Genomic DNA, 12,467 nt, shown 5'->3' with positions numbered 1-12,467 from the left:
CGGATTTTTTTATGTTTTTTATACAGCAACACTTCCTTTTATTCCCGGATGCGGTTCATAATCGACAAGAGTAAAGTCATTGTAATCAAAATCAAAAATGTTTTTAATCGCTGGATTTAAAATCATTTTTGGCAATGGTTTTGGTTCTCTCGAAAGCTGTAATTCCAATTGATCAAAATGATTGTTGTAAATATGTGCATCTCCAAAAGTGTGAATAAATTCACCAGCTTCCAAATCGCATACCTGTGCAATCATCATGGTTAATAACGCGTAAGAAGCAATGTTAAACGGAACTCCTAAAAAGATATCAGCGCTGCGTTGATAAAGCTGACAAGAAAGTTTGCCTTTTGTTTCTCCTTTTTCAGTATCGGGACTCGATACATAAAACTGGAAAAAGGCGTGGCAAGGAGGCAAAGCAGCTTTGTTGTTTGCTACATTTTCTTCAAAAGATTTTTTTGTATCAGGAAGAACAGAAGGATTCCATGCTGAAACCAGCATTCTTCTACTGTTTGGGTTTGTTTTTAATTCGGTAATCAATTCTGAGATTTGATCGATTTCTTCGCTGTTCCAATTTCTCCATTGATGTCCGTAAACAGGTCCTAAATCACCGTTAGAATCAGCCCATTCATCCCAGATTTTTACTCCGTTTTCTTGTAGATATTTAATATTGGTATCGCCTTTTAAAAACCAAAGCAATTCATAAATGATTGATTTTAAATGAAGTTTTTTAGTTGTAACCATCGGGAAACCTTCACTTAAATCAAAACGCATTTGGTAACCAAAAACACTTTTAGTTCCGGTTCCGGTTCTATCTCCTTTTTGATTGCCGTTTTCTAAAACGTGTTTTACTAAATCTAAGTATTGTTTCATTGTTGTTTAATCGTTTAATCGTTTATTCGTGTAACTGTTTAATCAATTAAACGATTAAACAAATCCACGATTAAACATAAATTTATCTTCTAGAGATTTCGTCTCTAATTTTAGCGGCCTTTTCGTAATCTTCCTGAGAAACAGCTTGGTCTAAAAGTTCGTTTAGTTCCTGAAGGCTGTGTTTTGCATATACATCACCAGATTGATTGGTTTCTTCTTCGTGACCAAAAGTTTCCGGATTCGAAAGTACATCATCAATTTCCTGTGAACCCTGATCCGTGTCCGCAGTATTTGATTTCAAATAAATTCCGGCTTTATCTAAAATATTTTTATAAGTAAAAATTGGTGCGTTGAAACGTAATGCTAATGCAATTGCGTCTGAAGTTCGGGCATCAATTATTTCTTCGATTTTATCTCTTTCACAGATTAAGCTGGAGTAAAAAACACCATCAACAAGTTTGTGAATGATTACTTGTTTTACGACAATATCAAATCTTTCTGCGAAATTTTTGAATAAATCGTGCGTTAATGGGCGAGGAGGTTTTATTTCTTTTTCTAGGGCAATAGCAATCGACTGGGCTTCAAATGCGCCAATTACGATAGGCAATTTTCTTTCACCATCAACTTCATTCAAAATTAAGGCATAAGCGCCATTTTGAGTTTGACTGTATGAAATTCCTTTTATGGATAATTTTACTAGACTCATATATCATTGTAAAAAGGGCACTTAGCGCCGCATTTTAATACTATTTTTGATTGGAAAATAAAGGTGCAATTTTAATCAAAAAATATGGAACAAAAAAGCTGCCTTAAAACAAAGATACGATTATCTTGTTTTTAGGCAGCTATAATATTAAGAATTCTTAGATTAAGAATGTTGTGCTTTAAAAGCTTTTAATTTCTCAGTTAATTGAGGTACAATTTCAAATGCATCACCAACAATTCCGTAGTCAGCCACTTTAAAGAAAGGCGCTTCAGGATCGTTGTTGATTACCACTTTTACTTTTGAAGAGTTGATTCCGGCAATATGCTGGATTGCTCCAGAAATTCCTATTGCAATATATAAGTTTGTTGCAACTGGTTTTCCTGTTTGTCCAACGTGTTCGCTGTGAGGTCTCCATCCTAAATCAGAAACTGGTTTAGAACATGCTGTCGCAGCGCCTAAAACTTCAGCTAAATTTTCAACTAATCCCCAGTTTTCAGGACCTTTTAATCCACGTCCGCCAGAAACTACGATATCAGCATCAGCGATAGAAACTTTTCCAGTTACTTTCTCTACAGATTCCACTTTTACACCAAAATCATTATCTCCAATTGATGGGTTGAAATCTTCTGCAGCTGCAGCTCCTGCGCTTTCGAAAATTCCGTAAGAGTTTTTAGCCAAACCAAGAACTTTTACATCGGTATCGATTTGTGTAATATTGAAAGCTTTGTTAGAAAAAGCATTTCTTTTTACTTGAAAAGGTGAAGTGCTTAACGGCAATCCAACAACATTTGAAGCAAAACCAGCATTTAAAGCTACTGCCACTAATGATGAAAGATAAATACTATCTGTTGTAGAAGAAAGTAAAACTACTTTTGTTCCTTCTTTTTCAGCAGCTTGTTTGATTACATCGGCGTAAGCCTTAGCAGTAAAACCAGCTAATTTATCGTTGTTTACTTTTAAAACTTTATCAACTCCGTATTTACCTAATTCGCTTACGTCGCTAATGTTTACAGTCAAAGCTGTAACTGTTGTTCCTAATGATTCAGCTACTTTTTTAGCGTAAGAAGCTAATTCGAAAGCTACTTTTTTAAATTTTCCTTCTGCAGATTCTGCATATATTAATATTGACATAATTTTTTGTTTAAAAGTTTAAAGTTTTAGGTTTAAAGTTTTTGCAAACTGAAACCTGCGACTAAATACTGATTACTAGATTACTTTCGCTTCGTTGTGTAATAAATTGATTAACTCATCTAAATTATCTGCAGAAACTAATTTTACTGCCGATTTTGGAGCTGGTTTTTCAAATTTCACTGCTTTTGTATTAACTGGAGCATCAACTGGCTCAAGAATAGTTAAAGCTTTAGTTCTTGCTGTCATGATTCCTCTCATGTTCGGGATACGTAAATCTTTTTCTTCAACAAGACCTTTTTGACCACCGATAATTAAAGGTAGCGTAGTACTTACAGTTTCTTTTCCACCGTCGATTTCACGAACTGCTTTTACATTATTTCCGTCAACAGTAACACTAGTACAAGAGTTTAAGAAGTTAGAACCTAAAATTCCAGCAATCATTCCTGGAACCATTCCACCATTATAATCTAAAGATTCTTTTCCGGCAATTACAAGATCGTAACCACCATTTTTAATTACTTCAGCTAATTGTTTTGCAACGAAAAAACCGTCAGTTGGATTGGCGTTTACACGAATCGCTTCGTTTGCGCCAATAGCTAATGCTTTACGTAAAGTTGGTTCAGTATCTGGTCCTCCAACATTCACAACAGTTACAGTTGCTCCTTGTTGTTCTTGAAACCAAATTGCACGTGTTAAACCAAATTCGTCATTTGGGTTTATTACATATTGTACACCATTGGTATCAAATTCTGAATCACCATTGGAGAAGTTAATTTTTGAAGTAGTATCAGGCACGTGGCTGATGCAAACCAATATTTTCATAAGTATATATTTTGAATTTGTAATATGCTTTGACAAATTTAGAAATTAAAATTGGAATAATATACTATGCACGCATAATATTTTTTAAAAACTATTACGTTTTCGAAGATTCTGAAATTTGACACGTCTTTTGGGGTTTTTCAAAAATGAAAATTTAGCTATTTTGTCTGATTCTTAGGAATTTCGTAATCGTGAAAAGCTGTTCAACTCTTAAAATCGGACGGAATTTATACTAGATTTTGATTTTTTACGTTTGAAAGAATCTAAATTCAAAATCAGAATTACACAAATAAGAGTGTATTTGTATAAAAAGTGTTTTTGCAGATAGAATAATAACAATTATATCGATTTCGTATATATCACAACACGTTTTAAAAGTTAAAAGCAGAAGAAGAGAAGAAAGTTCCTGTGATTTTAAATTTAATTTATGCTTTTAAGTGATTTAAAATATTTATTTTTGCTCTTCAGAAAATTCAACATACAATATAAATATGAGAACAATACAATTTAGAGAGGCCATTTGTGAAGCGATGAGCGAAGAAATGCGTCACGATGAATCCATATATTTAATGGGCGAAGAAGTTGCAGAATACAACGGAGCATATAAAGCTTCAAAAGGAATGCTTGCTGAGTTTGGTGAAAAAAGAGTAATCGATACTCCAATTGCTGAGCTTGGTTTTACTGGAATTGCAGTAGGTTCTGCAATGAATGGTAACAGACCGATTGTAGAATATATGACATTCAACTTCTGTTTAGTTGGTATTGATCAAATCATAAATAACGCTGCTAAAATGCGTCAAATGACTGGTGGACAATTTAATGTGCCAATCGTTTTCCGTGGACCAACTGCTTCTGCAGGTCAATTAGGAGCAACTCACTCTCAAGCTTTAGAAAACTGGTTTGCAAATACTCCAGGTCTTAAAGTTGTTGTGCCTTCAACTCCTTATGATGCAAAAGGACTTTTGAAATCTGCGATTCGTGATAACGATCCAGTTATTTTCATGGAATCTGAGCAAATGTATGGTGATAAAGGTGAAGTGCCAGACGGAGAATATACAATTCCATTGGGAGTTGCTGATATCAAACGTGAAGGAAAAGATGTAACGATTGTTTCTTTTGGAAAAATCATTAAAGAAGCTTTTATTGCTGCTGATGAATTAGCTAAAGAAGGAATTTCTTGTGAGATTATCGATTTAAGAACAGTTCGTCCTATGGATAAAGATGCTATTCTTACTTCTGTTAAAAAAACAAACCGTTTAGTAATTCTTGAAGAAGCTTGGCCATTTGCAAGTATTTCTTCTGAAATTACATATATCGTTCAGGAGCAAGCTTTCGATTTCCTTGATGCGCCAATTCAGCGTATCACAACTGCTGATACTCCTGCGCCTTACTCTCCTGTATTGCTTAAAGACTGGTTGCCAAACGCTGGTGATGTAGTAAAAGCAGTAAAGAAAGTAATGTATAAATAAAAGAATCAACAATACTTATAAAACTTCATCAGTCATATTAATTGATGAAGTTTTTTTTTTGCCAAATGATAAAAAGAATAATTTTACTCAGCCTATTTTTTGTATTCGCCTTTGTGAATCTTGGAACTGCACAAACAAAAGTGAGTGGAATTGTTTTGGATAAATCAAATCAGCCAGTACCTTTTGCAAATATTGTTTTCAAAGGTTCTAATACCGGAATCGTTTCTAATGAAGACGGCCGTTTTTATCTTGAATCGCCTAATACTTATACAGCATTATTAGTTACATCAGCAGGATTTTCAGATAAGGAAGTTCCTCTGGAAAAAGCAGTCAATTACAATTTCAAAATTGTTTTATTTGAAGAACAAGTGCTAAACGAAGTTGTAATTTATACCGGAAAAACTTCTAAGAAGAATAATCCTGCATTGGATATTTTGAGGAAAATTTGGGAAAGAAAACGTAAAAACGGACTTTATCAATTCAGTCAATATCAAATGCAGAAGTATGAAAAAGTCGAGTTCGACATGAACACGATTGATAGTGCTTTTATGAAGAACAAACTTTTCAAAGGAATGGAGTTTGTATTTGAACATGTTGATACTTCTGATGTTACAGGAAAAACGTATCTGCCAATTTTTATCAACGAATCGGTATATGATGTTTATGGCGACAATAAATTAAAGAAAGTAAAAGAAAATCTGACTGGAAATAAAATGTCTGGTTTCAACGGAAATCAGCAGATTTTATCTTTCGTAAAAGATCTTTATTCTGATTATAATATTTACGATAATCACCTTAAGTTTTTCGATAAAAGTTTCACAAGTCCGCTTTCTAAAACCGGAATTGATGTCTACAATTATGTGTTGAAAGACAGTGCTTATATTGACAAGAAATGGTGTTATAACATTGTTTTTTATCCAAGAAGAAAAAATGAACTGACGTTTAAAGGTGATTTTTGGGTAAACGATTCGACTTTTGCCATCAAGAAAATTAATATGGGTGTTACCAAAAGTGCCAATATTAACTGGGTAAAAGATATTTATATCGAGCAGGAATTTGAAGTTGAAAATGATTCTGTTTTCCTTTTGACTCGTGATTATATGATGTCTGATTTTGCTTTGAATAAGAAAGAAAAATCAAAAGGAGTTTATGGAAAACGAACAACTCTATATCGAAATCATAAATTCAACATTCAAAAACCAGAGAAGTTTTATAAAGAAGAAGTCAATTTTATAGACAATGCCGTTTATGACCGACCGCCCGAATTTTGGGATGAAAATCGTTTTGAAAAATTAAATAAAGACGAAGCTGGAATTTATAAAATGCTGGATACACTGCAGACGGTCAAGCGATTTAAGCAGTTGTACAGTCTCGTCTCGATACTAGGAAGCGGTTATGTCGAGTTTAAAAATTTCGATTATGGACCTATATTTTCAACTTTTGGTTATAATGAAGTCGAAGGCTTGAGGGTAAGAGTTGGTGGAAGAACTTATTTTGGGCCAAATGATCCATGGCGTATACAGGCTTATACGGCTTATGGTTTTGATGATAATAAATTTAAATATGGCGTTTCTGGAAAATGGATGGTTGACAAGAAAAAAAGAATCATTATTTCTGGAGGAAACAGGCGTGATATTGAACAAATAGGAGCGAGTTTAACCACGACGAATGATATTTTAGGACGAAGTTTTGCGTCTTCTGCTTTGTTTACAACTGGAAGCAACGGAAAATTGACTAATATTAATTTGAGTAATGTTTCTTTTGAAATTGAACCCAAAAAGAATTTTATTGTACAGACTGGATTTTCATATAGAACTTTAGAATCGGCATCAAAAACATTTAGTTTAGATTATTACACGACTTTACCGACGCCTGAAAACCCTGCAGGGGTTGTTGAAAGTAAAGTTAGACAGTCTGAAGCCAATATTCAGTTTGAATATATGCCAAACCGCAAAACGATTGGTTATGGGGTTGAAAGAGATTTAGTTGATAGTCCGTTTAGCCATTTCTTTGTGAATTTCAGTTACGGATTAAAAGGTGTTTTTGAGAGTGATTTTGCTTACGAAAAAATACAGGTTTATTACAAACAGCCTATTATTATTGGCCCATTAGGAAGAACCGATATTATTGTAGAAACTGGAAAGACATTTGGTACAATTCCGTTAGGTTTGATGAGTGTTATTCCTGGAAACCAGACCTATTGGACAATTGAAAATACGTTTAGTAATTTAAATTTTTATGAATTTATTGCTGATCAATATACCACCTTGCAATGGCAACATAATTTTCAAGGAAGATTATTTGCTCGAGTTCCATTTATGAGGAAATTAAACTGGAGAGAATTTATCGGAATCAAAGCGGTTCACGGAACTATTTCAGATGCAAACAGAGCAATTAATGCTTCTGGTCTTCCATATAACGCGCCAGAAAATGTTTATTGGGAATACAATGCCGGAATTGGAAATATCTTCAAAGTTTTCCGAATTGATTTCTCTTGGAGAGGAAGTTATTTAAACATGCCTGATGCCAATAAATTTGCAGTAAAAGGATCTTTTGGGTTCTATTTTTAAAGTTGCAAAGATTCAAAGTAACAAAGTCGCAAAGGTTTAAAATCTTTGCGACTTTTTTTGTGAAATAAAATTTTGCGTCTTTGCGAGATTCTTTTTTATTTAATTTTGAATAAACACTTAAATACTCATGCAAGAAGCCATCGATTTTCTAACCAATAAAAATCCGATATTTCAGGAAATAATCGAAAAGTATGGATTGCCTCCAATTCCGAAACGACCTCAGGGTTTTGAGACTTTGGTATTGCTGATATTGGAACAACAAGTTTCTGTAGATTCGGCGAAAGCCACATTCTTAAAAATAAAAGCTTATAAAGCCTGTAATCCAGAAAATATGGCAGTTTTATCTGATGAAGAATTTAGAAATCTTGGAGTTAGTCGACAAAAAACAAAATATATTAAAGTTTTAGCAGAAGCTGTTTTAAACAAAGAATTAGATATTGAAAGTCTGCCATCGAAATCGGCAAAAGAAGTTCGGGAAGAGCTTATCAAATTAAAAGGAATCGGTAATTGGACAATCGATATTTATTTAATGTTTTGTCTGCAGGAACCCGACTTGATTCCGCTTGGCGATATTGCAGTGATAAATACAATCAAAGAATTACTGAATATTCATGACAAACAAGAAATGGAAATTCATGCCGAACAATGGAGTCCATACCGATCTTATGCAACTTATTTGCTCTGGCATTATTACTTAAAAAAGCGAAATCGAACAATTACTTATTAAATGCTTGTTTTTTAATAGATAATGCAGATAATTTAACCTGTTTTTTTATTGTAAAAATAGAATGTTTGGTTACTTTTGCAACCGAAATTATAGATATAATAAAAAACGAAAATGACCGCAGACAAACTAACGACTTTCGATGTATTAATCGAAATACCAAGAGGAAGCAGAAATAAATACGAGTACGATTTTGAAATCAAAAGAATGCGTTTCGACAGAATGTTATTCTCTTCAATGATGTACCCAGCTGATTATGGATTTATTCCAGAAACTTTAGCACTTGATGGAGATCCTCTTGATGTATTGGTTTTAGTAAACGAACCAACTTTCCCTGGATGTGTAATGGAAGTTAAGCCAATTGGTGTTTTCCACATGGCAGATGATAAAGGACCAGACGAAAAAATTATTTGTGTACCAGTTTCAGATCCAATCTGGAATTCATTAAATGATCTTTCAGATATCAACCCACACTTAGTGAAAGAAATCGAGCATTTTTTCCAAGTTTATAAAGATCTTGAAAACAAAAAAGTTGATGTTGAAGGATGGGGAGACGTAAACGAAGCTTATGCAATTATTGCTGAGTGCACGAAGCGTTTTGATGATATTGAAAATAAACCAGAGGGATTATTTAGCATTAAATAATTTTAGCATTCATATTTTATAAAAAAAGCAATACTCCGTTAGGAGTATTGCTTTTTTGTTTAAATTCGTTTTAGTTAGATTGTTGACTATTAACCAAAACCATTAAAATATTATGAATGCATTTATGATTTACCTGCCAATAGTTATGGCAGTTTTAGGATTACTTTTCATGGGAATAAAAAGGACTTGGGTTTTAAAACAAGATGCCGGAGACGGTAAGATGAAAGAGATTTCAGATTACATCTACGAAGGAGCCTTAGCCTTCCTAAAAGCCGAATATAAACTATTAACCATCTTTGTAATTGTTGCAAGTTTAGCTTTGGCAGGAATTACTTTTATTCCGGGAGTAAAAACACATTTATTTATAGTAATTGCATTCATTTTTGGAGCGTTATTTTCAGCTTATGCAGGAAATATAGGAATGAAAATCGCAACCAAAACAAACGTTAGAACAACACAGGCAGCACGTACAAGTTTGCCGCAAGCTTTGAAAGTTTCATTTGGCGGAGGAACTGTAATGGGACTTGGTGTTGCAGGATTAGCAGTTTTAGGTTTAACAGCCTTCTTTATAATTTTCTTTAATTTATTATCTGACGGAGTTTGGAAAGATACTGAAACAATGACTGTTGTTTTAGAAACTTTAGCGGGGTTTTCATTAGGAGCAGAATCAATTGCGCTTTTCGCGAGAGTTGGAGGTGGAATTTACACTAAAGCAGCTGACGTTGGTGCCGATTTAGTTGGTAAAGTTGAAGCCGGAATTCCAGAGGATGATCCAAGAAATCCAGCAACAATTGCAGACAATGTTGGAGATAATGTTGGAGACGTTGCCGGAATGGGCGCCGATTTATTTGGTTCTTATGTTGCAACCGTTTTAGCAGCGATGGTTCTGGGGAATTATGTTATAAAAGATATGGGTGGAAGTATCAATGATGCTTTCGGCGGAATTGGTCCAATTTTGCTTCCAATGTCAATTGCCGGTTTCGGAATCTTGTTTTCGATCATCGGAACAATGTTAGTAAAAATTTCAGATGATAATGCAAAAGAAGCTCAAGTTCAAAAAGCACTAAATATAGGAAACTGGGTTTCGATTGGATTAACTGCGATTGCTTGTTATTTCTTGGTGCAGCACATGTTGCCGGAAGTTATGACAATGGAATTTTTTGGAGAAGGGTCACAGCAAATTTCTTCAATGCGTGTTTTCTATGCTACATTAGTAGGATTAGTTGTTGGCGGCGCTATTTCGTCAGTAACAGAATATTATACAGGATTAGGAACAAAACCAGTTATGGCAATTGTTCAAAAATCTTCAACAGGAGCGGGAACAAATGTAATTGCAGGTTTGGCAACCGGAATGATTTCTACTTTTCCAACAGTTTTATTATTTGCAGGCGCCATCTGGATTTCGTATGCTTTGGCAGGATTTTATGGAGTTGCATTAGCGGCTTCAGCAATGATGGCTACAACGGCAATGCAATTAGCAATTGATGCTTTCGGACCAATTTCTGATAATGCCGGAGGAATTGCAGAAATGAGCGAATTGCCAAAAGAAGTCCGTACAAGAACTGATATTTTAGATTCTGTTGGAAACACAACTGCTGCAACTGGAAAAGGTTTTGCTATTGCATCTGCAGCATTGACTTCACTAGCATTATTTGCTGCATACGTAACTTTTACAGGAATTGATGGAATTAATATTTTCAAAGCACCAGTTTTGGCAATGTTATTTGTCGGCGGAATGATTCCTGTGGTTTTCTCAGCTTTAGCTATGAATTCTGTTGGAAAAGCAGCGATGGATATGGTTTATGAAGTGCGTCGTCAATTTAAGGAAATTCCAGGAATTATGGAAGGAACCGGAAAACCAGAATATGGAAAATGTGTTGAGATTTCTACAAAAGCTGCGTTACGCGAAATGATGCTTCCGGGAATTTTAACGATTGGATTTCCAATCGCAATCGTACTTTTAGGAAAATTAGTTTATTCAGATAACAATCAATTAATAGCTGAAATGTTAGGTGGATATATGGCTGGAGTTACCGTTTCTGGGGTTCTTTGGGCAGTTTTCCAAAACAATGCAGGAGGTGCTTGGGACAATGCTAAAAAATCTTTTGAAGCTGGAGTTATGATCAACGGCGAAATGACGTATAAAGGTTCTGATGCGCATAAAGCAGCCGTAACCGGAGATACAGTTGGAGATCCGTTTAAAGATACTTCTGGGCCATCAATGAATATTTTGATTAAATTGACTTGTTTGATCGGATTGGTTGTTGCACCAATTTTAGGTGAAGGACATTCATCTACAGGAATGACAGAAAAAGGTTCTTGTTGTGTTAAAACAGAAGTAAATGTAGGTGGAGTTTCTAAATGTGGCGATATGTCTGGAATGACTAAAGAAGAATGTGCTAAAATGTGCAAAGAAAAAGGTTGCACAGTAGAAGAAACTGCAAAATGTCTTGCACATTATGACGCAAACGGAAAATACATTCATCAAAAAACAGATTGTTTTGACACTAGTAAATACGAGAAAAAATCTGTTCGTGTTGAACTGAAAAATATAAACGGAAAAACTACCGGAACAGTAACTAAAACAGAAAATGGTAAAACGACAACTGAAGTTTATGAAGGAACGGAAGAAGAAGTGAAAGCTAAGATTGATGCTGTAAAATAAAACCAATTTTTTATCCTAATAGTTTCTAAAACCTGTTAGGATATCATAAATAAAAATGCCTCTAAAATTATTTAGAGGCATTTTTATTTATGGATTTAAGCTGTATTCTTTAATTAAAATTGATGCTGGAATATGAAGAGCTTCGGTTAAAACTCTAATTTGTTTAATTGTTAGAGCTCTCTTTCGGTTAAACAATTCCGATACTCTTGAACGACTGTTTAGAATAATTCCTAAATCGGCATCCGTTAATCCATTCTGCTCCATCATAAATTTTATAGCTTCTATAGGATCAGGTTCCGGAATTGGAAAATGAATTTGTTCATACTTTTCTATAAGAGTTACAAGAATATCCAGCTCATCTCCTTCAATAGTATTTGGCTTAGCATCAAAAATAAAGTTGACTCTTTCTAATGCTGCGTTATAGTCTTGTTCTGTTTTTATGGGCTTTATATTCATCTTATAAATTTTTTATATCTTTTAAATTATCATATTCGCTATGCGTCCCAATAAAAAGAATATATACAATTTGTGTATAGTAATTTATTTTTACAATTAAGCGATAATGATTTCCGCAAATATTAAAGACTACTTTATTGTTACCTACAAAATCTGCAGTACCAAAAGAAGATTTTATAACGTTAGAATTTGCAAAATCATTTTTATCAAAAACTTGATACCAAGCTAAAAGCTGTTGTTTAGAATTTGGAAATCTTTCCCAAAAATTTTGCAGTGTTCTTTTTGCTATTATTCTCATAATTAGTTTGACAAATATATTGGTTTTTTCCCAAATAGGGAAATTTATTTAACTATCGCAAAAGTAGGAAAATTTTTAAATAAAAATGCCTCTAAAATTTTTTAGAGGCAT

11 protein-coding genes are annotated in these 12,467 nt (G+C 33.9%); 5 read left to right on the top strand and 6 right to left on the bottom strand.

Annotation, left to right across the window (positions count from 1 at the left end; genetic code table 11):
- Positions 1–18: 18 nt before the first annotated feature.
- From GQ47_RS04720 to GQ47_RS04705, 4 genes are all read right to left on the bottom strand, one after another.
- On the bottom strand, positions 19–870 hold the full coding sequence (locus GQ47_RS04720; protein WP_035645656.1) for a thymidylate synthase: 852 nt from the start codon (positions 868–870) through the stop codon (positions 19–21).
- 82 nt (positions 871–952) lie between these two features.
- Positions 953–1,576: a bifunctional nuclease family protein gene (locus tag GQ47_RS04715; RefSeq protein ID WP_035645654.1), complete on the bottom strand. Its 624-nt coding sequence runs from the start codon at positions 1,574–1,576 to the stop codon at positions 953–955.
- 162 nt (positions 1,577–1,738) lie between these two features.
- Entirely contained in the window at positions 1,739–2,707 is a 969-nt protein-coding gene (locus GQ47_RS04710; protein ID WP_035645652.1) for an electron transfer flavoprotein subunit alpha/FixB family protein, read from the bottom strand.
- A gap of 75 nt (positions 2,708–2,782) precedes the next feature.
- Positions 2,783–3,529, bottom strand: coding sequence for an electron transfer flavoprotein subunit beta/FixA family protein (locus tag GQ47_RS04705; RefSeq protein ID WP_035645648.1), 747 nt, complete (start codon positions 3,527–3,529; stop codon positions 2,783–2,785).
- Between the two features lie 491 nt (positions 3,530–4,020).
- On the opposite strand from GQ47_RS04705, the gene GQ47_RS04700 reads away from it, so the two are divergent.
- From GQ47_RS04700 to GQ47_RS04680, 5 genes are all read left to right on the top strand, one after another.
- Positions 4,021–4,998: a pyruvate dehydrogenase complex E1 component subunit beta gene (locus GQ47_RS04700; protein ID WP_035645643.1), complete on the top strand. Its 978-nt coding sequence runs from the start codon at positions 4,021–4,023 to the stop codon at positions 4,996–4,998.
- 65 nt (positions 4,999–5,063) lie between these two features.
- Positions 5,064–7,568 (top strand): DUF5686 family protein, encoded by a 2,505-nt coding sequence (locus GQ47_RS04695; protein ID WP_371199616.1) that lies wholly within the window; start codon positions 5,064–5,066, stop codon positions 7,566–7,568.
- A gap of 127 nt (positions 7,569–7,695) precedes the next feature.
- Entirely contained in the window at positions 7,696–8,295 is a 600-nt protein-coding gene (locus GQ47_RS04690) for a DNA-3-methyladenine glycosylase family protein (RefSeq protein WP_035645641.1), read from the top strand.
- A gap of 111 nt (positions 8,296–8,406) precedes the next feature.
- Positions 8,407–8,937 (top strand): inorganic diphosphatase, encoded by a 531-nt coding sequence (locus GQ47_RS04685; protein WP_035645638.1) that lies wholly within the window; start codon positions 8,407–8,409, stop codon positions 8,935–8,937.
- Between the two features lie 112 nt (positions 8,938–9,049).
- A complete protein-coding gene (locus tag GQ47_RS04680; RefSeq protein ID WP_035645635.1) occupies positions 9,050–11,602 on the top strand; it encodes a sodium-translocating pyrophosphatase in 2,553 nt (850 codons plus the stop codon).
- An 87-nt stretch (positions 11,603–11,689) separates the two neighbouring features.
- Here the strand turns inward: GQ47_RS04680 and GQ47_RS04675 are convergent, their stop codons facing one another.
- Both GQ47_RS04675 and GQ47_RS04670 read right to left on the bottom strand, forming a co-directional pair.
- Positions 11,690–12,058 (bottom strand): helix-turn-helix domain-containing protein, encoded by a 369-nt coding sequence (locus tag GQ47_RS04675; protein ID WP_035645633.1) that lies wholly within the window; start codon positions 12,056–12,058, stop codon positions 11,690–11,692.
- A 1-nt stretch (position 12,059) separates the two neighbouring features.
- On the bottom strand, positions 12,060–12,356 hold the full coding sequence (locus GQ47_RS04670; RefSeq protein ID WP_035645630.1) for a type II toxin-antitoxin system HigB family toxin: 297 nt from the start codon (positions 12,354–12,356) through the stop codon (positions 12,060–12,062).
- Positions 12,357–12,467 lie beyond the last annotated feature (111 nt).

It is taken from the genome of Flavobacterium sp. ASV13 (assembly GCF_000745775.1).
Lineage (GTDB): Bacteria > Bacteroidota > Bacteroidia > Flavobacteriales > Flavobacteriaceae > Flavobacterium.
Note: the sequence above shows the minus strand (reverse complement) of the source record. Positions and strands in the feature narration are given on the sequence as shown.

What these genes read in the sequence shown, in the direction of transcription:
- GQ47_RS04720 (WP_035645656.1), bottom strand. Translation starts at nt 870, where the DNA reads ATGAAACAATACTTAGATTTAGTAAAACACGTTTTAGAAAACGGCAAT.
- GQ47_RS04715 (WP_035645654.1), bottom strand. Translation starts at nt 1,576, where the DNA reads ATGAGTCTAGTAAAATTATCCATAAAAGGAATTTCATACAGTCAAACT.
- GQ47_RS04710 (WP_035645652.1), bottom strand. Translation starts at nt 2,707, where the DNA reads ATGTCAATATTAATATATGCAGAATCTGCAGAAGGAAAATTTAAAAAA.
- GQ47_RS04705 (WP_035645648.1), bottom strand. Translation starts at nt 3,529, where the DNA reads ATGAAAATATTGGTTTGCATCAGCCACGTGCCTGATACTACTTCAAAA.
- GQ47_RS04700 (WP_035645643.1), top strand. Translation starts at nt 4,021, where the DNA reads ATGAGAACAATACAATTTAGAGAGGCCATTTGTGAAGCGATGAGCGAA.
- GQ47_RS04695 (WP_371199616.1), top strand. Translation starts at nt 5,064, where the DNA reads ATGATAAAAAGAATAATTTTACTCAGCCTATTTTTTGTATTCGCCTTT.
- GQ47_RS04690 (WP_035645641.1), top strand. Translation starts at nt 7,696, where the DNA reads ATGCAAGAAGCCATCGATTTTCTAACCAATAAAAATCCGATATTTCAG.
- GQ47_RS04685 (WP_035645638.1), top strand. Translation starts at nt 8,407, where the DNA reads ATGACCGCAGACAAACTAACGACTTTCGATGTATTAATCGAAATACCA.
- GQ47_RS04680 (WP_035645635.1), top strand. Translation starts at nt 9,050, where the DNA reads ATGAATGCATTTATGATTTACCTGCCAATAGTTATGGCAGTTTTAGGA.
- GQ47_RS04675 (WP_035645633.1), bottom strand. Translation starts at nt 12,058, where the DNA reads ATGAATATAAAGCCCATAAAAACAGAACAAGACTATAACGCAGCATTA.
- GQ47_RS04670 (WP_035645630.1), bottom strand. Translation starts at nt 12,356, where the DNA reads ATGAGAATAATAGCAAAAAGAACACTGCAAAATTTTTGGGAAAGATTT.